Below are 19752 nucleotides of genomic sequence, written 5' to 3'. Positions count from 1 at the left end.
ACTCAATCAACGTCGCCCAAGGCTCACCCAAGCTCGCTCAACGAATCTTCAGCGTCGAGCGCACTGCATTGAGCGCCAGCAAACTCACCACCGCGCAGAACATCAGATAGAAGCCGGGCGCGAGCTTGTTGCCGCTCGCGTCGATCAGCCACGTGATCACGAAGGGCGCAAAGCCGCCGAACACCGTCACGCCGATGTTATAGCTGACCGCGAGACCGGTTGCGCGTGTCTGCGTCGGGAAAATCTCCGACATCAGCGCGGGCAGTGCGCCGAAGTACGTCGCCTTCAATACGCCGATCCAGATCAACGCCAGCAGCATCGTGGCGAACGACGGATGCGCATTCATATACACGAAGGCCGGATAGACCGTCAGCAGCATCAACGTCGCGGCGACTGCCATGATACGGATGCGTCCCAGGCTATCGGACAGGTGGCCGGCGAACGGTGTGAGCACCGTCAGCACGATTCCCGTTGCGAGCGTCGCTGAGAAGCCGGTCGAAGCGGGCAAATGCAGTTGCTTGATCGCATAGGTCGGCATGTACAGAATCATGTAGTTGGCCGCGGTCGAAATGACCAGCGAACCGACCGCGAGCAGCATGCGGACCTTCTGCGTGCCGAACAGATCGCGCAGCGGCGTGCGGGTTTTCGGCTCCGTGTTGAACTCGGCGCCTTCGTCCACGTAGCGGCGAATATAGAAGCCGACCGGGCCGATCGCGAGGCCGAACAGAAACGGAATACGCCAGCCCCACGATTCGAGTTGCGCAGATGTGAGCTGGCTTGTCAGCAACGCGCCGAAGCCGGAGGCGAGCAGCGTCGCCATGCCCTGGCTGGCGAACTGCCAGCTACCCATGAAGCCGCGCCGCTCGGGTGCATGCTCGACCAGAAACGCGGTGGAAGCGCCGAACTCGCCGCCCGCCGAGAAGCCCTGAACGAGCCTCGAGAGCATGATGCCGGCCGGCGCCCACAAACCGATTGCGGCGTACGGCGGCATCACGGCGATCGTCAACGTGCCGATCATCATCAAGCCGATCGACAGCAGCAGCGACACCTTGCGCCCCGCGCGATCCGCGAGCGAGCCGAGCACGAGTCCGCCGAGCGGCCGGATCATGTACGAGATGCCGAAGGTGCCGAGCGTGAGCATCAACGAAATTGCTTCGGTGCTCGCCGGGAAAAACAGCTTCGCGATCGTCACCGCGAAAAATCCATAGACGACGAGGTCGAACCATTCAAGCGCATTGCCGATCGACGCCGCGAGAATGATGCGATGGACCTTTGCGGCGGACGGCCGCGCGGCGCTGGCTTGCAAGGTGGACGTGCTCATCGTGGCGTGTCTCGTGGCGGATGCGGCTAACAGTTAACTGCGGGTTGGCGGCAGGCGTACTGCGTTGATCGCTCAGGCCGCGGCTTGTGGGGTCGTTGCGGTTGAATGCGGCGAGTTCTCGCCGAGATCCCAGAAGAGCCCAGCCATGATCTGCAGACCCTCGCGCACCACCGGTCCGAGCAGATGCTCGTTCGGCGCGTGCTGCGAGCAGGCCGGGTACGAATGCGGCACCCAGATGGTCGGCAGTCCGAGCGTGTCGGCGAACACCTCGTTGGGCAGCGTGCCGCCGAGGTTCGGCAGCACGGCCGTCTTCTTGCCGGTGGTCTGTTCGAGCGAAGCGATGGCCCACGTGACCCACGGATCGTCGGGATTCAGACGCGTGGCCGGCGCACCACGCTCGACGCTGATCTCGACGAACGAGAAGCCATTCGCGTCCAGATGCTTGCGCAGGTGCTGTTCCAGGTTTTCCCAGTCGGTGCCGACCACGAAGCGCAACTGGCAATGCGCGAACGCTGATGACGGGATGGCATTGACCGGGTTCTCGGGATTGCCGGCCTTGAACGCCAGCACTTCGAAGCTGTTCCAGCCGAACACACGTTCTGGCGGCGTGAGACCGGGCTCGCCCCAGTTATCGTCGACGGCCGGATCGTTCGGACCGCCACCTACCGTGATATCCGCCAATGCGCGACGCACCGCTTCCGGAATCGGCGGCGGACGCAAGCCGTCGACAGCGATTACGCCACGCGCATCGACGAGGCTTGCAAGTACGTTCGCCAGCACGGTGGCCGGGTTGCGCAACAAACCGCCCCAGTTGCCCGAGTGATGCGCGCCGTCGCGTAGATTTAGCGAGAGCTTGAAGTTCACCGAGCCGCGCGAACCGAGGAACACGGTGGGGCGGCGCGCGGCGAGACGCGGGCCATCGGAGGCTATCAGCACGTCCGCGGCCAGTTCTTCTTTATGTTTGTGGCAGATCGCGTCGAGCCCCGGCGAGCCGGTTTCCTCGCCCATCTCGATCAGCAGCTTTGCGTTGAAGCCGAGCTTGCCGTCGCGCGCGGCCAGCACGCTCGCCAGCGCGGCGAGATTGATGGTGTGCTGGCCTTTGTTGTCGGCGGTGCCGCGGCCATACCAGCGTTCGCCTTCGATCGTCACGGCCCAAGGTGTCAGCGGCGCGCGCCATTGACTGTCGTAGCCGCGCACGACGTCGCCGTGGCCGTAGATCAGTACGGTGGGCAGACTGTCGTCTTCGTGACGATTGGCGAACAGGAACGGCCCGAATCCTTCCGCCGGGTTATCGACGATGCGTGTGCTGAAGCCGAGCCCTTCGACTTCGGGCGTGATCTCATCGGTCAGATACGACAGCAACGTAGCCGCGCGATCGTTTTCCTGGCTTTCCGTGCGAAATCCGACGCGCCGGTTGAGGTTCTCGAGGAAAGCGCCTGATTCGAAATGATGCGTTGCGTGTTCGATGGCCTGGTTGCGGCTCATATCTGTCTCCGATGCGGGGTGCGGGGATAGTGGCGACGCGGCGCCGGGCGTGGCACGTCCGGTTCGCGGCCATCAACTTCGAAACGATTCTAGGAGGCCGATATTTTTGTCACAATGATCGTCTTTCGAAGCTTGCGTTGCCGAAAAGGCAAAGCTCGATACCCCGGCACACGGCCACATCCGCTTGCAAAAGGCGTCGCTCATGGCACTTTCATTACACGGCATCGCATTGCGCTATTTCGTCGAAGTGGCGCGCACCGGCTCGATTAGCGACGCGTCCGCGCGGCTGCATGTGGCCGTGTCGGCGATCAGCCGGCAGATCGCGCGGCTCGAAAGCGACCTCGGCGTCGCGCTGTTCGAGCGGCGGCCACGCGGCATGTCGCTCTCCGAAGCGGGCGAGCGTCTGCTCGCCTATGCACAGCGCAGCCTGCTCGAGGCGGAGCATGTGATGAAGGAGATCGGCGGCCTCGAGGCCTTGCATGGCAGCATGATCAAGGTCGCCAGTTCGGAGGGCTTTGCCGCGGATTTCCTGCCCAGCGCGATGGCGGCGTTCCGTCGCCACTACCCGGGGATCGACTTCACGCTCTCCGTGATGCCACCGGGCGAGGCCACTCGCCGGGTGCGCGATGGCGATGCCGATCTCGCGCTGACGTTCAGTCTCGCGCCGGAAAAGGGCGTCAAGGTTGAACACACCGAGCGCGCGCCGGTGCTGGCGTTGCTGCGCGCCGATCATCCGCTGGCCGGGCGCGCGAAGGTGTCGCTCGCCGACCTGCAGCGCTATCCATTGGTACTGCCGGAGCCTGGCACGACGATCCGGCAGCTGATCGACATCACCTGCGCGCTTGAAGGCGTGCTGCTCGAGCCCGATCTCACCTGCAACAATAGCGGCGCGATGTACCGTTACGCGCAGAAGTCCGGCGCAATCATGTTCACGGGGCTGCTGTCGGTGCGCGACCGTTACGCCGGCGACGGCTTCGTCGCGATGCCGCTGACGCATCCGCAGTTGCGCCAGCGCAGCATTCAGGTGCAGACGATGGCCGGACGGGAGTTGCCGCCGTCGGTGAAGGCGTTCCGCGACCACCTGATCGCAGAAATCGGCGGCGCCAGGCCCACGAATGCTGCAGTGCCAAAGCCAGGTCGAAAGCGCGGCGAAGCGCGTTGAAAGGCAAATCTCCCTGCCGGACGGCGAATCACGACCTAAACTGTGGGGACGGGGCGGGCTGGTCGGCCTCTACTGCACGGCTGGCGGTGCTGTAGCCCATACCAGTGGTAGGATTCAGCCCGAAAAATGGAGCACGGCGCGCGATGAATGGGCGTGCCGCCCACAACAGAGCGATAGGACTCAGGACATCGAATGGCGCAACAAAAAACAAACCCAAAACTTGAGCAGGCGCTGACGCGCGGGGATCTTGCAATTCGCCAGGCCAACTCGGCACGGGCGACGGCGTTGCTGCGCGCGTTGGGCAAGATGATCGTCGAGGCATCGGCGACGATTGGCGTAGAGGCATTCACGCTGATCCCGGACGGCGACAGGATTTACGATCCGACTGATGGGTTGTGGCCGCAGGAATTGCAAGTGTCGCTTGATGGTCCTGTTGAGGAGCAGGACCCGGATGAGATTCGGACGGTGCGGTTGATCGCCGATGATCCGGCGACGGTGTTCAGGGTTGAATGGCAACGGGCTGATGGGAAGATCGGGCGTCAGGATGGGGGGCCGTTTGCGACGGTGGCTTTTATTTCTGATGTTGATATTCCTTGGACGGATGATGAGGATTAAGGTTTGAGGTTTTTTGCCTGCGTGGCGCTTTTGTCAGTGTTCTTAGGGCTTTGGCCTTTCCTTGATTTGTTAGTGGTCTATTAGTGTTGCCCCTGTGCGGGGCGGCACTTACTTTCTTTGCCGCCGCAAAGAAAGATAAGCAAAGAAAGCGGCTAGAAGCCCCTGCTAAGTGGGCACCGTGGTTTGCCTGGGGTAGTGGTGCGACTGGAATCTGTGTTCGTGCCGCTGCTTAGGCTTGTGACAAGGGCGTCATACTTCCGGCGGCGCTGCGCGCGCCGAAGAGCCGTTCATAAAACCGATCGCTGCGTTTTGGCGCTCATGCGTTGCCATCGAGCCGCGGCTCGTCATTGCACAGCCACTGTGATTGCAACCGCAACTGTGGCTGTGACTGCGATAGTGATCGTGCCCGCGATTGCGGCACACCGACATATGATTTTAAGTAGGGGTTCCCGGCCGAGTGCAGAGGCGCTGCCGACAGCCCCACAAACCAAAACCGAAGCCCGCGGTTTCCCATGCAGACCCGTCCGCGACGCACGTAGTGCGGAGTGGGAGCTGATGACTCCTTTGTCACTAGCGCGGAATGTGCGAGAACACGGATTCCAGTCGCACCACTACCCGCAGCAGACCACGGTGCCCACTTAGCAGGGGCTTCTAGCCGCTTTCTTTGCTTATCTTTCTTTGCGGCGGCAAAGAAAGTAAGTGCCGCCCCGCACAGGGGCAACACTAATAGACCACTAACAAATCAAGGAAAGGCACAAAAGCCAGAACACAGACAAAAAGCGCCGCGCAGGCAAAAACCCGGCCGCAGGCCCCAAACCTTACTTCATCATCCTCCGCCGAAACAAAACCGCCGAAACAACAAACCCCCCCACCGCATAAACCACCAGCACGGCAACATGCAAAACCACACCATCAAAAGGCCGCCCCAGCATAGCCGGCCGAATCAGATCAACAGCATGCGCCAACGGCAAAAGCCCAGTCACTACCCGCGCCGCAGCAGGCAACTGTGAAACAGGAAAAAACACCCCAGACAACAGCAACATCGGCGTCAACACCAACGTCTGATAAAACATAAAAAAGTCATACGAGGGAGCCAGCGCCGTCACCACCATCGCCACACTCGCGAACGCGAGCCCCGTGAGCACAATCACCGGCAACGCCAGCAACATCGACGGAAAACTCGCGTAGCCGAGACCCCCCGCGACCAGCATGATCGCCGCGCCCGATAGCATCGACTTACTGCCCGCCCACATCACTTCGCCAAGCACAATGTCGCCGAGCGTGAGCGGCGTATGCATGATCGCCTCCCACGTGCGCTGCACGTGCATGCGCGAAAAGCCCGAATACATCGACTCGAAACTCGCCGACATCATCACGCTCGATGCCACCGTGCCGGCAGCAAGAAACGCGATATACGACACGCCGTCGACATGCCCGACCATCAGCCCAAGCCCGAAACCCAGGCCGAACAGATAGATCATCGGATCGGCAAGATTGCCGAACATCGAAGCAATCGCGAGCTTGCGCCAGACCAGATAGTTGCGGCGCCACACCGCAATCCAGTTGACGGCGTTGGCCGGGAAAGCGGCGAAGGTCTCCTGCTTCGGCGGTGTCTCGCCGTGCGGTTCGTAAGTGCGTGCGTCCATTGCGTGTCTCTTGCCGTGTCGTTATAGCTGTAGACGATTGCGAGCTGAGCTGATGTCGAGTCGCGTCAGTCCTGCATCTCGCGCCCGGTCAGACGCAGGAACACATCTTCCAGATTCGCCGGGCGATGCAGGTAGCGTAGATCGGCGCGTTGCTTGAGGCGGGCATGCACGGGTTGCGCATCGTTCACATAGCAGAAGAGCGTCTCGCCACTGATCTCGGTGCGCTCGACAAGCGGCGCCAGTTCGTCGCGCAACGCAACCGGATCGGGTCCGAAGATTTCGATCACATCACAGCCGATCTCCGAAGCGATCAATGCACGCGGCGCGCCTTCGGCGATCTTGCGGCCTTCCTCGATCACGCACAGGCGATGGCACAGCCGTTCAGCCTCTTCCATGAAGTGCGTGGTCAACAGAATGGTCTTGCCGCGTGCGAGCAGCGAGCGCAGCCGTTCCCAGATCAGATGGCGAGCTTGCGGATCGAGGCCGGTGGTCGGCTCGTCCATGATCAGCACGTCGGGGTCGTTGACGAGCGCGCGAGCCAGCGTCAGGCGCCGCTTCATGCCGCCAGACAGTTCGCTCACACGTGCATCCGCCTTGCTCTCGAGACGCGCGAATTCGAGCAGCGACGGCACCATCGCGCGGCATTGCGCGGCGCTCAGACCGAAGTAACGGCCGAACACCAGCAGGTTTTCGCGGACCGTGAAATCGGGATCGAGATTGTCGAACTGAGGCACGACGCCGACACGCGCCCGGGCCACGCGCGCGCGGCCGGGAATCGGTTCGCCGCACAGGCGGATCGTGCCGGCATCCGGTGCAGCGATGCCGAGCAGCATGCGCAACGTGGTGGTCTTGCCCGCGCCATTCGGGCCGAGCAGACCGAAACATTCGCCGGCGTTGACATGAAACGACAGTCCGTCGACGACCGTCTTATCGCCGTAGCTTTTTTTAACCTGATGGAATTCAATGGCGGCTGCAGACATGGATCGATCGAGGCTCCGGGAAAAGACGCAAATGGCCGGCAAGGCCGCTCATTCTATGGCATCGGCAGTGAGGTGTTGGTCGTCACGGGACGCGCCGGACGGCGTTTCTTGCGCTGCGGCAAAGGCTCAAGGGTGACCCAAACCCGCCACAAATCCAGCACGCACCTATTTAGGGCGCACTTAGCGTTTTCCATCCCTTGCAACCTGAATTGCGGCGCACCATGATTCATTCAGACCGCGTTCCTCGCGGATGGGAGAAAAATCATGGCGAGCTACCAGAAAATCCTGCTGTGCTACGACGGCTCGCGCGAAGGCCGCAAAGCGTTACGTTGCGGCGCCGACCTGGCGTTGGATCTGAAAGCGGAAACGCACTTACTATCAGTGGTCGACATGCGCTCGAGCATTGCGCAAAGCGCGGGCCTGCTGACCGATGTGGCATGCGGCAGCTTCGAAAAAACAGCACGCGACATCCTGCAGGAAGGGGTGGACTGGCTCACCGAACGCGGCGTGACCGCGCAAGGGCATTTTGCATTCGGCCATCCGATCGACGAGATCGCCAATCTCGCTAACGAATTGCATGTCGACCTCGTGGTGGTCGGCCATCGTTGCCGCACCGGCCTGTCACGATGGTGGATGGGCGCGGGCAATACTCCGCTGCTCGACCGGGTCTCTTGCAGCATTCTGGTGGCGTGCTCTTCCGCGCAGGAGCAGCAGCAAGCAGCGGCGGCCTGACACAAGGCGGGGCAAAGCACGTGGACCGGGCTGAATGAGTTGAATGATCTTAGTGAGCCACGTGACCGAACGGTCGCCGCGTTCGCGGCGATCGCTTCGGCCAAACCGCGATTCGCTCATACGCTCAAATCGATAGCGACCGCTGGGTGATCACTCGTTCAGATTGACCGCAGCCAGCTTCCATGTGAACAAACCTTCGCGCCGCAAGATCGCCGAGTAACGCGCGTCACCAGCACCATGCTGATAGCTGACGACGAACTCATTAAGGCCGCGGTAGCCCGCCGTGGTTTGCGGCGGTTGGGGTGGCGTGGCGCTGTTTCCGTTATTGCCCGCAGCAGGGGGCGCCGGTTCGGGCGCCGCCGCCGGTGCGGCCGGCGGATTTCCGGCGCCAGCCGGAACAGGAGGGCGCTCACCCGGGTTGCCGCGCGGCGGCATCCCATTCAGCAATGCCGCGACGCCGTCGGGTGTTGCATAAGCGTCGACCAGCGGGCCGATCAAGGCCACGCCGATCATCGCGCCAATCGCCGCGAGCGGATTGCCGTTGCCTTGGCCGTCGAGCCGGCGCGTCAACAGGCCGGTGACCTGCTGCTTCAGGCTCTCGCGCAACGCGGGAAAATCGACGTATTCATTGACGGTTTGTGCATCACGCGCATCCGCCGCGCGTTTGAGGGTATTCAGCGCCATGTAAGGCGACGCGTAACAGAACCCCAACGCGGCAATCACCACAATCACAATCAAGGTGACGATCAGTGGCCGGGCGGCGCTGCGTTTCGTGCGTGTTGAAACTGCCATCGAGTGGGACTCTCCATCAGGTGTGATCTAACGTGGACCGCGGCCACGCAAAAACGATCCCAGGCGATGCGATATCCGAGAGGGCGCGGCTAGATGAACGACCTTACGCCGGGTGTCGCGCGTCGTACAGCCGCAATGGAATGCGGTGCGCGCGCAATGCAGCTTATGACTCGAACACCGCGCCGTGCACGTTGGCTTCATCTGCGATGCAACGATCGATCATGCGGCACACGGCGTCTACCGTGCCGACCATGATCAGCCGCGACGGTCCGTGATACACGCGCACCGGCGCACGACGCGCGGGTTCAGCCGTATTCAGCCCCGAATTCAACGACACGCGAGCAAAAGCCGGCAACGAGGACGGCAAGCCCGGTACGCCGACGGGCGCGTCGAACAGCGATAGCGATGGAGAACTGGCCGGGGACGCCTCGATCAGCGAACACGGCACCAGCTTGCGCAGATGACGCAAACGACCGAACTGGCGAAAAGGCAGCAGGCGGGCAAGGCGTTCCATGAGTCTCTCCAGGCGATTCAACGTTGGGGCAGCTTTGGGTTTGGCGTACAAGTGGGCAGTTAGAACTCGCCCGGGCGGATCAGCCCGACGGCGATGCCCTCGAGCGCAAATTCCGCGCTGCCGGTTTCAACGAAGATGTTGTCGTAATCGGGGTTCTCGGCAATCAGCTCGATACCGTTCGGGCGGCGCTTCAAGCGCTTGACCGTCACGTCGTCGCCAAGCCGCGCGATGATGATCTGGCCGTCTTTGGCTTCGCTTTTCTTCTGCACCGCGAGCAGGTCGCCGTCGAAGATGCCTGCGTCGCGCATGGACAGCCCACGCACCTTCAGCAGGTAGTCCGGCTTGCTCGAGAACAGCGCCGGGTCGCACGCGTAGTGCTGCGAGATATGTTCCTGCGCGAGGATCGGGCTACCCGCTGCAACGCGGCCGATCAGCGGCAACGACAGTTGCATGATGCTGGCGTGCGGCAGCGTGAACTGGTACGGCGAATCTTCGGATCCGCCCAGCAGGCGAATGCCGCGCGATGCGCCGGCTGCCAGTTCGATCACGCCCTTGCGGGCGAGGGCGCGCAGATGCTCTTCTGCCGAATTGGCCGAGCTGAAACCCAGCTCGGCGGCGATCTCCGCGCGGGTGGGCGGAAAGCCGGTGCGTTCGATGGCCCGGCGGATCAGATCGAAAACCTGCTGCTGTCGTGCGGTGAGTTTGGTCATGGCGCCACTGTATGTATGAACAGGTGCCTGTATTTTTATACAGTATTCCGCGCAATTCAAGCTTTACTTTAAGTTCGTGGCTTGGGGTGGCGTTCCAGCGTCGTAAATAGACGCTCCAACACCCGTTTTCGTGCCGCAACGCCTTATCCGGCCGTCATTACCACTTTTGCGTATTAAAGAATGAAGAAACATTATTTTTAATGATGAAAGCTCTTCGATAGACTGCCCTTCGAGTTGGCGCTCATGTGCACGTGACCGCGACGCAAAACAACACCACACGCTGTTTCAGCGGACTACAACGCGGAGAAAGTTGGCATGAACCATCAGGGCACGGGGCTGGCAGGCAAGACCAGAAAACTTATCGCGGCGCTCGCATTCGGCGCAGTCGGTACGATCGCCGCGGTTGGCGTCACGGCGCCGGCACATGCAGCCGACACGACGCTGCTGAACGTGTCGTACGACCCGACACGTGAGTTGTACCAGGACGTCAACCAGGCATTCGGCAAGGAATGGAAGGCGAAAACGGGCGAGACGGTCACCTTCAAGCAGTCGCACGGCGGCTCGGGTGCGCAAGCACGCTCGGTGCTGGACGGTTTGCAGGCGGACGTCGTGACCCTGGCGCTTGCCTATGACATCGACGCGCTGGCCAACAAGGGTCTGCTCGACAAGGGCTGGCAAAAGCGTTTGCCGGACAACGCCTCGCCGTACACGTCGACGATCGTGTTTCTGGTGCGCAAGGGCAACCCGAAGCACATCAAGGATTGGGATGATCTGATCAAACCGGGTGTGTCGATCGTCACGCCGAATCCGAAGACCTCGGGAGGCGCGCGTTGGAACTACCTGGCCGCGTGGGCCTATGCTGAACATCAGCCGGGCGGCAACGACCAGAAGGCGAAGGAATTCGTCGGCAAGCTCTATAAGAATGCCGGCGTGCTGGATTCGGGCGCGCGTGGCGCGACCACCAGCTTCGTGCAACGCGGTATCGGCGACGTGCTGATTGCGTGGGAAAACGAGGCGTTCCTCTCGCTGAAGGAATTCGGTCCGGAGAAGTTTGAAATCGTCGTGCCGTCGGTGAGCATTCTGGCCGAGCCGCCGGTTGCGGTGGTGGACAAGGTGGTCGACAAGCACGGCACACGCAAGGTGGCGGAAGCGTATCTGAACTTCCTGTACAGCGAGGAAGGTCAGGAAATCGCCGCGAAGAACTTCTACCGTCCGCGTTCGAACAAGGTGCCGGCCGAGCTGACGTCGAAGTTTCCGAAGCTGAAGTTGTACACGGTGGACGATTCGTTCGGCGGCTGGGCGAACGCGCAGAAGACGCACTTTGCCGACGGCGGTGTGTTCGATTCGATCTACTCGCCGCAGTAACGGGTAGTCAACCGGACGAGATGCGCAGTTAGACGCCGCAGTTGAACGCGTAGTCACACTTCGCCAGAAAGCGCGCCCGCGAGGCGCGCTTTTTGGCCAGCCAGTCGGCCGGAAAAAGAGCCGCCGGCCTCAACCCTGAAAGAGTACTGAGCATGACGACGTTGACCTTCCGAAAACCGAGCGCGTTGCCCGGTTTTGGCCTGACACTCGGCATCACGGTGGCTTATCTGAGCCTCGTGGTGCTGATTCCGCTTGCGGCGACCTTTCTCAAGACCGCGACGCTCGACTGGCCTCAGTTCGTGCGCGCGGTCAGCTCGCCGCGCGTGCTCGCGTCGTATCGCCTGACGTTTTTCTCGGCCCTTGGCGGCGCGCTGATCAACGCGGTGTTCGGCTTTCTGGTCGCGTGGGTGCTGGTGCGTTATACGTTCCCGTTCAAGCGTATCGTCGACGCGGTGGTCGATCTGCCGTTCGCTTTGCCGACTTCCGTGGCCGGTATTTCGCTCGCGGCGGTGTATGCGGGCAACGGCTGGATCGGACAGTTTCTCGAACCGCTCGGCATCAAGATCGCTTTCACGCCGGCCGGCGTGCTGATCGCGCTGACGTTTATCGGTTTGCCGTTCGTGGTGCGGACCGTGCAGCCGGTGCTCGAAGAGTTCGAGCGTGAACAGGAAGAGGCGGCTGCGTGCCTCGGCGCGTCGCGTTGGCTGACGTTTCGGCGCGTGGTGTTGCCCGCGGTGTTCCCGGCTTTGCTCACGGGTTTCGCGCTGGCGTTCGCGCGGGCGCTCGGCGAATACGGCTCGGTGATTTTCATCGCCGGTAACGTGCCGATGAAATCGGAAATCACCTCGCTGCTGATCATTACCAAACTCGAACAATACGATTATGCCGGCGCCACCGCGATTGCGGTCGTGATGCTGGTGGTGTCGTTCCTGATGCTCTTGTTGATCAATACGCTGCAGTGGTATCTGCAGCGCCGCACGGGCCGTGGCGGCGCAGGCCCGGCGCCTGCCGCCGCGAGTGTGGCGGCGATCGGTGTCGGCGGAGGTGTGCAATGAGCCGCAACTCTCTGAATGGCGCGGATGCCGCGACTGTCGCCGTGGCGCCGCGCGCGCCGCTCAATATCGCGCGCCGGCCCGATCCGGTTACTGAACCCCCCGTCGTGCGCTGGATTCTGACCGGCATCGCGTTGCTGTTTCTCGCGCTGTTCCTCGTCGTGCCGCTCGTCGCCGTGTTCTATCAGGCCTTGAGCAAGGGCATTGGCTTCTATCTGGAATCGCTGGTCGATCCGGACGCGTTGTCGGCCATCAAACTCACCGTGATCACAGCCGCGATTGCGGTGCCGCTGAATCTCGTGTTCGGCCTCGCGGCGTCATGGTGTATCGCCAAGTTCGAGTTCCGTGGCAAGGCATTGTTGACCACGTTGATCGATCTGCCGTTCTCGGTCTCGCCGGTGATCTCCGGTTTGATCTACGTGCTGATGTTCGGTGCGCAAGGCTGGTTCGGCCCGTGGCTGCAGGACCATAACGTGCAGATCATCTTCGCGGTGCCGGGCATCGTGCTGGCGACGATCTTCGTCACGTTCCCGTTCGTCGCGCGTGAACTGATTCCGCTGATGCAGGCGCAAGGCAACGACGAAGAAGAGGCCGCGCATGTACTCGGCGCATCGGGTTGGCAGATCTTCCGGCGCGTTACGCTGCCGAACGTCAAATGGGGCCTGCTGTACGGCGTGATCCTGTGTAACGCGCGGGCGATGGGCGAGTTCGGCGCGGTGTCGGTGGTGTCCGGCCACATTCGCGGCCAGACCGACACGATGCCGCTGCACGTCGAAATTCTCTATAACGAATACAACTTCTCGGCTGCCTTCGCCGTGGCGTCGGTGCTGGCCTTGCTCGCACTCGTCACGCTCGGCCTGAAGCTGCTCGCCGAGCGCCATATGTCGGCGGAACTGTCGGCCGCGCGCGATGTGCCGGCGTATGCAGGGCCGGTCACGCCGCCGTCCGCTTCACAGTCTGCTTCACAGTCCGTCAATGCAACGCATGCATCGCATCAACACGCGCTCAAGCAAGGAGAGCTGTAATGGGTATCACCGTTCGTAACCTGCAAAAGCGCTTTGGCGATTTCGTCGCGCTCGATAACGTTTCGCTCGATTTTCCCCCGGGCGAACTGGTTGCGCTGCTTGGGCCTTCGGGCTGTGGCAAGACCACCTTGCTGCGTGTGATTGCCGGTCTCGAATACGCGGATGCCGGCCAGGTCGTGCTGCAAGGCCAGGACGTGGCGACGGTTGGTGCGCGCGAGCGTGAAGTCGGCTTCGTGTTCCAGCATTACGCGCTGTTCCGTCATATGACGGTGTTCGAGAACGTGGCTTTCGGCTTGCGCGTGAAGCCGCGCAAGGAACGGCCTTCGGAAGCGGTGATTCGCGAGAAGGTGCATGAACTGCTGAAGCTCGTGCAACTCGACTGGCTCGCGCAACGCTACCCGTCGGAACTGTCGGGTGGCCAGCGCCAGCGGATTGCGTTGGCGCGTGCGCTGGCTGTCGAACCGAAAGTGCTGCTGCTCGACGAACCGTTCGGCGCGCTGGACGCGAAGGTGCGCAAGGAACTGCGCAGCTGGCTGCGTCGTTTGCATGATGATCTGCATATCTCGACGATCTTTGTCACGCACGATCAGGAAGAGGCGCTCGAAGTGGCCGACCGTATCGTCGTGTTGAATCGCGGGCATGTGGAGCAGGTGGGCAGTCCGCAGGACGTGTACGACCATCCGCAAACTTCGTTCGTCTACGAGTTTCTCGGCGCGGCGAACCGTCTGCACGGCAACGTGGATGCAAGCGGCTTCGTGGTCGACGGCGCGGCGTTGCCGGTCGCGATCACGGCCGGTTTCAGCGGACCGGCGTTCGCCTATGTACGTCCGCACGATCTGCAGTTGTATCCGCAAGCGTCCGGCCATCGCGAAGGCATTGTGGTCGACGTGCGGCGCGTGGTGACGCTCGGCGGCTCGGTGCGTGTGGAACTGGCGGGCCGCGAAGGCAATGTGCTCGAGGCGGAACTCGATCGCGAATCGTGGCGCGATCTGCAACTGTCGATCGGCGACGGCGTGACGGCAGTGCCGCGCGCCTTGCGCGTATTTCCGGCGCAATAGGCGGCGCCACGAGCATCAACACAGGCAGCAACACCGGCAGCGCAACAACACTCGGCGTTTCAATCAAACTCTAATAACTCAACTCTGGCTCAACCGGAGACATACAGATGAACTTTCAGCAATTGCGCTTTGTGCGCGAGGCCGTGCGTCAGAACATGAATCTGACTGAGGTGGCGAACGTGTTGTACACGTCGCAGTCGGGTGTGTCGAAACAGATCAAGGATCTGGAAGACGAACTCGGCGTCGATATTTTCATCCGGCGCGGCAAGCGTCTGACGGGCCTCACCGAGCCGGGCAAGGCTGTGCATCAGTTGATCGAGCGGATGTTGCTCGATGCGGAGAATCTGCGCCGCGTCGCGCGTCAATATGCCGATCAGGACAGCGGCCACCTGGTCGTGGCGACGACTCACACCCAGGCGCGTTACGCGCTGCCGAAGGTGATCCGTCAATTCACCGAGGTGTTCCCGAAGGTGCATCTGGCGCTGCGCCAGGGCAGCCCGCAGCAGATTGCGCAGATGATCATCAACGGCGAAGCGGACATCGGCATTTCGACGGAAGCGCTCGACCGCTTCCCCGATATCGTCACGTTCCCGTGCTATTCGTGGCATCACGTCGTGGTCGTGCCGAAGGGGCATCCGCTGGTGGGCCGCGAAAATCTGACGCTCGACGAGATTGCCGAATTCCCGATCGTCACGTACGACCAGGACTTCACGGGCCGCTCACACATCGACCAGGCGTTCGCGAAAGCGGGTGCGTTGCCCGACGTGGTGTTGACCGCCATCGATGCCGACGTGATCAAGACGTACGTCGAACTCGGCATGGGCATCGGCGTGGTTGCCGCGATGGCCTACGATCCGAAGCGCGACACAGAACTGGTCGCGCTGGATACGCAGCATCTGTTCGAGGCCAGCACGACGCGGGTCGGCCTGCGCAAGGGCGCGTTCCTGCGCGCGTACGCGTACCGGCTGATCGAAATGTTCGCGCCGCAGTTGAATGAAGCGGAAATCGCCGCACAGTTGCGCGAAGCGGTTTGAGGGATGCGCCGGATCGTCACGATTCGGCGCAGGGCGTGCGCGGCGCCGCGTGAATTCATTGCGGCGCCAAAAGTGTGATCTTCAAGCGGGCTGCGGCCGGCCTTGATGTAAACGCCGCGAAAACGCGTGGCGCACGGAGCGCCGGCCTCATCCAGCTCCGAAACGAACGGGTATCCGTTTTTTCACGCATGGCGGCGCGCGGCGCATCGCTTACAATCGCCGCCATGAATACTTTGACTTCTTCCTCCGCCACGCCTTCAGACGAAGGCGCTACGCCGCTGCTGCCGCGCATCGCCGTGCTGGCGACCGGCGGCACGATCGCCGGCGCGGCCGCGGACGCCACTAATACATCGGGCTACCAGGCCGGCGTGGTCGGCGTCGAGCAATTGCTGGCCGTGGTGCCGGCCTTGTCCACGGTGGCGCGCATCGCGCCCGAGCAGATTGCCAGCGTCGACAGTAAAGACATGGAAATGTCATTGTGGACCACGCTCGCACAACGTATCAACACGCTGCTCGCCGACGATGACGTCGACGGCGTGGTGGTCACACATGGCACCGATACACTCGAAGAAACCGCCTATCTGCTTCATCTGACGATCAAGTCGGACAAGCCGGTCGTGCTGACCGCCGCCATGCGCCCGGCGTCGGCGCTGTCCGCCGATGGTCCGCTGAATCTGCTGAACGCCGTGACGGTTGCGGCGCACGCGGGTTCGCGCGGGCAGGGCGTGCTGGTGGCGTTCAACAACAAGATTCACAGCGCACGCGACGTGGTCAAGACGAGCACGTATGCAGTCGATGCCTTCCAGTCTCCGGATATCGGCGCGCTCGGCTGGGTGCAGGACGGTCGCGTCGAATTCCAGCGCAGCGTGGTGCGTCCGCATACGCTCGCAACCGAATTCGTGATCGGCGCGAAGTGGCCGCATGTGGAGATCGTCGTGAGCTACGCGGGCGTTTCGCGCATTGCCGTGGACGCGTTGGTTGCTGCGGGTGTGCGCGGTATCGTCGTGGCGGGCACGGGTAACGGCTCGATTCACGCCTCGGTGCAGCAGGCGCTGGCCGATGCCGCTTCGCAAGGCGTCGTGGTGGTGCGTGCGTCGCGCTTGGGTTCAGGGCATGTGATGCGCAACGGCGCGGCCGCCGACGATGCACTTGGTTTCGTCAGCGCCGGTTCGCTGAATCCGTACAAGGCACGCGTGCTGCTGATGCTGGCATTGGCCGCGGGCGGCACAGGGCCGGTTGCGTTGCAGAAGACTTTCGATACGTACTGATTGATTTAACGCGCGCGGCCCGGTTCGAAGTCAGAACCGTGTCCCGCACATGAAGCTTGAATGACAACGCGGCGCCCAGGTCATTGACCGGAGCGCCGCGTTGTCGTTACAGCTTAACGTTGATCGCTATCGCCGGAAACAGGCGGCGCAGGCAAGCATTTAGGACGCCAGATCCGGAGGCAACTTCCCGCCGTTCGCCGCCAGCGCTAGCATCACCTGTTTGTGCAGCCAGATGTTCATGCTTGCCGAATCGTTCGTGTCGCCGCTGTATTTCAGTTCCTGGGCGAGTTGCTTACGATGCTCGAGGCTGCTGTCGACGCCGAGCGCTTTCAGCGTGTCGACGATCGACGTGCGCCAGTTCAACGTTTGCCCGCTCTCACTCACGAACTGGTCCATGACGACCGCGACGTCGACGTCAGTCAGCGGCGGCGGTGCCGGCGCAGCGTCTGGTGCGGCAGCTTGTGCCGCTGCCGGATCCGGTGTCGGCTCAACCGCAGGCGCAGGCTGGTCGGGCTTCGCTTTGCCGAAGAGCTTGTTTACGATGTCACCAAAAATGCTCATGCTGAATCCTTTGCAGAGGGGTTACCGGCGCAAGCACATTCCGCTCACGGGTTGAACTCTGGTTGCGAATCGGGCGAATAAAACTGAGCACATGTGCCGCGATAATCGGCGAGCCGCATGTGAACGCTGATACGCCAGCAACCAGACTCAACGAGTGTAGGAGAAAAGCGGGGAGGGATGTGTCAAAAAAGGTCGTGCCGCGGGCGCGGAGTTGCAAGCAAATGCAAGCGGACTTGCGAGCACACGTGCGAGGAGACCTGCATTGAGAGGTACTGGCAGGCGGCATGCATGATGCAGCCGCTGCGAGAGATTGGCGGAAAACGCATAAATTTGAAATCCGACAGCCGGACACCCGACGACGACGTCTGACCGACCAAGGCTTCCCCGGCGCCGCCGGGTGCCGCTGCGGACCCCACTTGCCGCTCTCAGCCCAGAGCGGCACGATTTGCCCGTTTCGCCATGCATGCCGCACGACGAACCGGGCGCCCCACCTGCGGTTGCCACGTCGGTCACGTTGAAATCGCAACCGTCACGGCAACCTTGTTGTTGCTTAAGCTGCCTTGGCTTCGCTACCCGGCGCTTGCGCGACTTCGTAGTTCGCCATGATTTCGAGCGCGCGCACCATGGCCGAGTGATCCCATGCCTTGCCGCCATTCGCCGCGCATACGCTGAACAGTTGCTGCGCGCTTGCCGTGTGCGGCAGGGCGATGCCGAGCTTGCGTGCGCCGTCGAGGGCGAGGTTCAGATCCTTCTGATGCAATTCGATGCGGAAACCCGGATCGAACTTGCGCTTGGTCATACGCTCGCCATGCACTTCGAGAATGCGCGACGAAGCGAAGCCGCCCATCAATGCCTTGCGCACACGTTCCGGATCGGCACCCGAGCGCGACGCGAACAGCAGGGCTTCAGCCACCGCTTCGATGTTCAGCGCGACGATGATCTGGTTCGCGACCTTGCACGTTTGACCCGCGCCGTTGTCGCCGATGAGCGAGATATTCTTGCCCATCAGTTCGAACAGCGGCTTGGCGAGAGCAAAGGCTTTTTCCGGACCGCCGACCATGATCGTCAGCGATGCTTCACGCGCGCCGACTTCGCCACCCGAGACCGGCGCATCCAGGTAGTCGACGCCCAGCGCGTTGATCTTCTTCGCAAAGGCTTGCGTGTCGAGCGGCGAGATCGAGCTCATGTCGATCACCAGCTTGCCCTGCGTGAGGCCCGCGGCGACGCCGTCGTCCGCGAACAGCACGTTAGCGACGTCAGGCGTGTCCGGCACCATGATGATGACGATGTCGGCAGCTTGGGCGACAGCGGTCGAGTTGGCGACCACGGTGGTCGTCTTGCTCAGATCTTCCGGCACCGGATAAGCGCCATTCACGAACAGCGAATGACCGCCCTTGATGAGGTTGCGCGCCATGTGCGCGCCCATGATGCCGAGGCCGATGAAACCGATCTTTGCCATGTGTCTAAATCTCCAGTGTTGTTTGGGATGATGTGCCTAGCCGATCGATGAGTCGATCAGGCAGCGGCGTGGGCTGCGCCGCGGGTTTGCCCGGCCACGCTCTGTACCCAGCCGAGGCCGGCGGCGGTGGTCGTGCGCGGCTTGTATTCGCAACCGACGTAGCCTTCGTAGCCGAGCGAGTCGAGCAGGTCGAACAGGAACGGGTAGTTGATTTCACCGGTGCCCGGTTCGTTGCGCCCCGGGTTGTCGGCGAGCTGGATGTGCGCGATCTGCGGCAGATTCTTCTTGATCGTTGCCGCGAGTTCGCCCTCCATCCGTTGCATGTGATAGATGTCGTATTGCAGGAACAGATTGTCCGAGCCCACCGCGCGAATCACGTCGAGGCCTTCGCCCGAACGGTTCAACGCGAAGCCAGGGATGTCGTACGAATTGCACGGCTCGACCAGCAGCTTGATGCCGGCTTTTTTCAGTTCGCCCGCGGCGAAGCGCAGATTGTCGACGATCGTCGCGCGCGCCTTGTCCGCATCGACGCCTGCAGTCGGAATGCCGACGAGGCAATTCAGTTGCGGCACCTTCAGGGCGCTCGCATATTCGATCGCGCGGCCGACACCTTCCTGAAACTCGCCCACACGATCCGGCAGGCATGCGATGCCGCGTTCACCCGCTTCCCAGTTGCCCGCGGGCAGGTTGTGCAACACGAGTTTCAAACGGTTCTGCTGCAGACGCTCGCTCAATTCGGCGATCTGATACGGATACGGAAACAGGAATTCGACGGCGTTGAAGCCCGCGTCCGACGCTGCCGCAAAGCGTTCGAGGAACGGGACTTCATTGAACAGCATGGTGAGATTCGCTGCAAATTTCGGCATGGTGCTTTTTGTCTCGCTGGTCGGTCAGTGGAATAACTTCATGAGGCGATTCAGTGGCGTTGAATGGCTACGCCACTGAATCGCGCTCATCTACTGCAAAGTCACAA

The 19752-nt window shown here is 62.0% G+C and carries 19 protein-coding genes; 9 read left to right on the top strand and 10 right to left on the bottom strand.

The window, feature by feature from the left end; genetic code table 11:
* Nucleotides 1-37: 37 nt before the first annotated feature.
* Both KHO30_RS17275 and KHO30_RS17270 read right to left on the bottom strand, forming a co-directional pair.
* Nucleotides 38-1321, bottom strand: a complete 1284-nt coding sequence (locus tag KHO30_RS17275; protein WP_211701661.1) for an MFS transporter — start codon at nt 1319-1321, stop codon at nt 38-40.
* A 72-nt stretch (nt 1322-1393) separates the two neighbouring features.
* A complete protein-coding gene (locus tag KHO30_RS17270) occupies nt 1394-2806 on the bottom strand; it encodes a M20 family metallopeptidase (protein WP_093632599.1) in 1413 nt (470 codons plus the stop codon).
* Nucleotides 2807-3008: 202 nt separating this feature from the next.
* Between KHO30_RS17270 and KHO30_RS17265 the strand changes: the two genes are divergently transcribed.
* Both KHO30_RS17265 and KHO30_RS17260 read left to right on the top strand, forming a co-directional pair.
* Nucleotides 3009-3968 (top strand): LysR family transcriptional regulator, encoded by a 960-nt coding sequence (locus tag KHO30_RS17265; protein WP_093632600.1) that lies wholly within the window; start codon nt 3009-3011, stop codon nt 3966-3968.
* Between the two features lie 192 nt (nt 3969-4160).
* The gene (locus KHO30_RS17260) at nt 4161-4583 is read left to right on the top strand and encodes a hypothetical protein (RefSeq protein WP_093632601.1); all 423 of its coding nucleotides are present in this window, start codon (nt 4161-4163) and stop codon (nt 4581-4583) included.
* 818 nt (nt 4584-5401) lie between these two features.
* Here KHO30_RS17260 and KHO30_RS17255 read toward each other — a convergent pair.
* Nucleotides 5402-6229, bottom strand: coding sequence for an ABC transporter permease (locus tag KHO30_RS17255; RefSeq protein WP_211701660.1), 828 nt, complete (start codon nt 6227-6229; stop codon nt 5402-5404).
* A gap of 65 nt (nt 6230-6294) precedes the next feature.
* Nucleotides 6295-7209 carry a nodulation factor ABC transporter ATP-binding protein NodI gene (gene nodI, locus KHO30_RS17250; protein WP_093632603.1) on the bottom strand — a complete coding sequence of 305 codons (915 nt, stop codon included), beginning with the start codon at nt 7207-7209 and terminating at the stop codon, nt 6295-6297.
* Between the two features lie 264 nt (nt 7210-7473).
* On the opposite strand from nodI, the gene KHO30_RS17245 reads away from it, so the two are divergent.
* Entirely contained in the window at nt 7474-7941 is a 468-nt protein-coding gene (locus tag KHO30_RS17245; protein WP_054034575.1) for a universal stress protein, read from the top strand.
* A 150-nt stretch (nt 7942-8091) separates the two neighbouring features.
* On the opposite strand, the gene KHO30_RS17240 is transcribed toward KHO30_RS17245, so the two are convergent.
* The 3 genes from KHO30_RS17240 to lexA form a co-directional block, all read right to left on the bottom strand.
* On the bottom strand, nt 8092-8733 hold the full coding sequence (locus tag KHO30_RS17240; RefSeq protein WP_211701659.1) for a DUF2939 domain-containing protein: 642 nt from the start codon (nt 8731-8733) through the stop codon (nt 8092-8094).
* Between the two features lie 163 nt (nt 8734-8896).
* Nucleotides 8897-9247, bottom strand: a complete 351-nt coding sequence (locus KHO30_RS17235; RefSeq protein WP_093632605.1) for a hypothetical protein — start codon at nt 9245-9247, stop codon at nt 8897-8899.
* 59 nt (nt 9248-9306) lie between these two features.
* Nucleotides 9307-9957 (bottom strand): transcriptional repressor LexA, encoded by a 651-nt coding sequence (lexA, locus tag KHO30_RS17230; RefSeq protein WP_054034573.1) that lies wholly within the window; start codon nt 9955-9957, stop codon nt 9307-9309.
* Between the two features lie 315 nt (nt 9958-10272).
* Between lexA and KHO30_RS17225 the strand changes: the two genes are divergently transcribed.
* The 6 genes from KHO30_RS17225 (at nt 10273) to KHO30_RS17200 (ending at nt 16759) form a co-directional block, all read left to right on the top strand.
* Entirely contained in the window at nt 10273-11322 is a 1050-nt protein-coding gene (locus tag KHO30_RS17225) for a sulfate ABC transporter substrate-binding protein (protein ID WP_093632606.1), read from the top strand.
* Between the two features lie 152 nt (nt 11323-11474).
* Nucleotides 11475-12377, top strand: a complete 903-nt coding sequence (gene cysT / locus KHO30_RS17220) for a sulfate ABC transporter permease subunit CysT (RefSeq protein WP_093632607.1) — start codon at nt 11475-11477, stop codon at nt 12375-12377.
* Complete coding sequence (cysW, locus tag KHO30_RS17215; protein ID WP_211701658.1) at nt 12374-13399, top strand: sulfate ABC transporter permease subunit CysW; 1026 nt, start codon at nt 12374-12376, stop codon at nt 13397-13399. Before cysT ends, cysW begins: the two co-directional genes overlap by 4 nt.
* Nucleotides 13399-14457 carry a sulfate/molybdate ABC transporter ATP-binding protein gene (locus KHO30_RS17210; RefSeq protein WP_054034571.1) on the top strand — a complete coding sequence of 353 codons (1059 nt, stop codon included), beginning with the start codon at nt 13399-13401 and terminating at the stop codon, nt 14455-14457. Before cysW ends, KHO30_RS17210 begins: the two co-directional genes overlap by 1 nt.
* A 107-nt stretch (nt 14458-14564) precedes the next feature.
* Complete coding sequence (locus tag KHO30_RS17205) at nt 14565-15491, top strand: CysB family HTH-type transcriptional regulator (protein WP_093632609.1); 927 nt, start codon at nt 14565-14567, stop codon at nt 15489-15491.
* Between the two features lie 224 nt (nt 15492-15715).
* Nucleotides 15716-16759 carry an asparaginase gene (locus tag KHO30_RS17200; protein WP_211701657.1) on the top strand — a complete coding sequence of 348 codons (1044 nt, stop codon included), beginning with the start codon at nt 15716-15718 and terminating at the stop codon, nt 16757-16759.
* A gap of 159 nt (nt 16760-16918) precedes the next feature.
* Here KHO30_RS17200 and KHO30_RS17195 read toward each other — a convergent pair whose 3' ends face one another.
* The 3 genes from KHO30_RS17195 to hyi form a co-directional block, all read right to left on the bottom strand.
* Entirely contained in the window at nt 16919-17320 is a 402-nt protein-coding gene (locus KHO30_RS17195; RefSeq protein WP_093632610.1) for a DUF3597 domain-containing protein, read from the bottom strand.
* Between the two features lie 550 nt (nt 17321-17870).
* Nucleotides 17871-18779 carry a 2-hydroxy-3-oxopropionate reductase gene (locus KHO30_RS17190; RefSeq protein ID WP_054034569.1) on the bottom strand — a complete coding sequence of 303 codons (909 nt, stop codon included), beginning with the start codon at nt 18777-18779 and terminating at the stop codon, nt 17871-17873.
* Nucleotides 18780-18835: 56 nt separating this feature from the next.
* Nucleotides 18836-19645 carry a hydroxypyruvate isomerase gene (hyi, locus tag KHO30_RS17185; protein WP_211701656.1) on the bottom strand — a complete coding sequence of 270 codons (810 nt, stop codon included), beginning with the start codon at nt 19643-19645 and terminating at the stop codon, nt 18836-18838.
* Nucleotides 19646-19752 lie beyond the last annotated feature (107 nt).

This window comes from Paraburkholderia aspalathi (assembly GCF_905220735.1).
Taxonomy (GTDB): Bacteria; Pseudomonadota; Gammaproteobacteria; order Burkholderiales; family Burkholderiaceae; genus Paraburkholderia; species Paraburkholderia aspalathi.
Note: the sequence above shows the minus strand (reverse complement) of the source record. Positions and strands in the feature narration are given on the sequence as shown.

Coding starts and splice junctions, on each gene's coding strand:
- KHO30_RS17225 (WP_093632606.1), top strand. CDS start 10,273: ATGAACCATCAGGGCACGGGGCTGGCAGGCAAGACCAGAAAACTTATC.
- KHO30_RS17265 (WP_093632600.1), top strand. CDS start 3,009: ATGGCACTTTCATTACACGGCATCGCATTGCGCTATTTCGTCGAAGTG.
- KHO30_RS17275 (WP_211701661.1), bottom strand. CDS start 1,321: ATGAGCACGTCCACCTTGCAAGCCAGCGCCGCGCGGCCGTCCGCCGCA.
- KHO30_RS17210 (WP_054034571.1), top strand. CDS start 13,399: ATGGGTATCACCGTTCGTAACCTGCAAAAGCGCTTTGGCGATTTCGTC.
- KHO30_RS17255 (WP_211701660.1), bottom strand. CDS start 6,229: ATGGACGCACGCACTTACGAACCGCACGGCGAGACACCGCCGAAGCAG.
- KHO30_RS17205 (WP_093632609.1), top strand. CDS start 14,565: ATGAACTTTCAGCAATTGCGCTTTGTGCGCGAGGCCGTGCGTCAGAAC.
- KHO30_RS17195 (WP_093632610.1), bottom strand. CDS start 17,320: ATGAGCATTTTTGGTGACATCGTAAACAAGCTCTTCGGCAAAGCGAAG.
- nodI (WP_093632603.1), bottom strand. CDS start 7,209: ATGTCTGCAGCCGCCATTGAATTCCATCAGGTTAAAAAAAGCTACGGC.
- cysT (WP_093632607.1), top strand. CDS start 11,475: ATGACGACGTTGACCTTCCGAAAACCGAGCGCGTTGCCCGGTTTTGGC.
- hyi (WP_211701656.1), bottom strand. CDS start 19,645: ATGCCGAAATTTGCAGCGAATCTCACCATGCTGTTCAATGAAGTCCCG.
- KHO30_RS17190 (WP_054034569.1), bottom strand. CDS start 18,779: ATGGCAAAGATCGGTTTCATCGGCCTCGGCATCATGGGCGCGCACATG.
- KHO30_RS17260 (WP_093632601.1), top strand. CDS start 4,161: ATGGCGCAACAAAAAACAAACCCAAAACTTGAGCAGGCGCTGACGCGC.
- KHO30_RS17270 (WP_093632599.1), bottom strand. CDS start 2,806: ATGAGCCGCAACCAGGCCATCGAACACGCAACGCATCATTTCGAATCA.
- cysW (WP_211701658.1), top strand. CDS start 12,374: ATGAGCCGCAACTCTCTGAATGGCGCGGATGCCGCGACTGTCGCCGTG.
- lexA (WP_054034573.1), bottom strand. CDS start 9,957: ATGACCAAACTCACCGCACGACAGCAGCAGGTTTTCGATCTGATCCGC.
- KHO30_RS17240 (WP_211701659.1), bottom strand. CDS start 8,733: ATGGCAGTTTCAACACGCACGAAACGCAGCGCCGCCCGGCCACTGATC.
- KHO30_RS17200 (WP_211701657.1), top strand. CDS start 15,716: ATGAATACTTTGACTTCTTCCTCCGCCACGCCTTCAGACGAAGGCGCT.
- KHO30_RS17235 (WP_093632605.1), bottom strand. CDS start 9,247: ATGGAACGCCTTGCCCGCCTGCTGCCTTTTCGCCAGTTCGGTCGTTTG.
- KHO30_RS17245 (WP_054034575.1), top strand. CDS start 7,474: ATGGCGAGCTACCAGAAAATCCTGCTGTGCTACGACGGCTCGCGCGAA.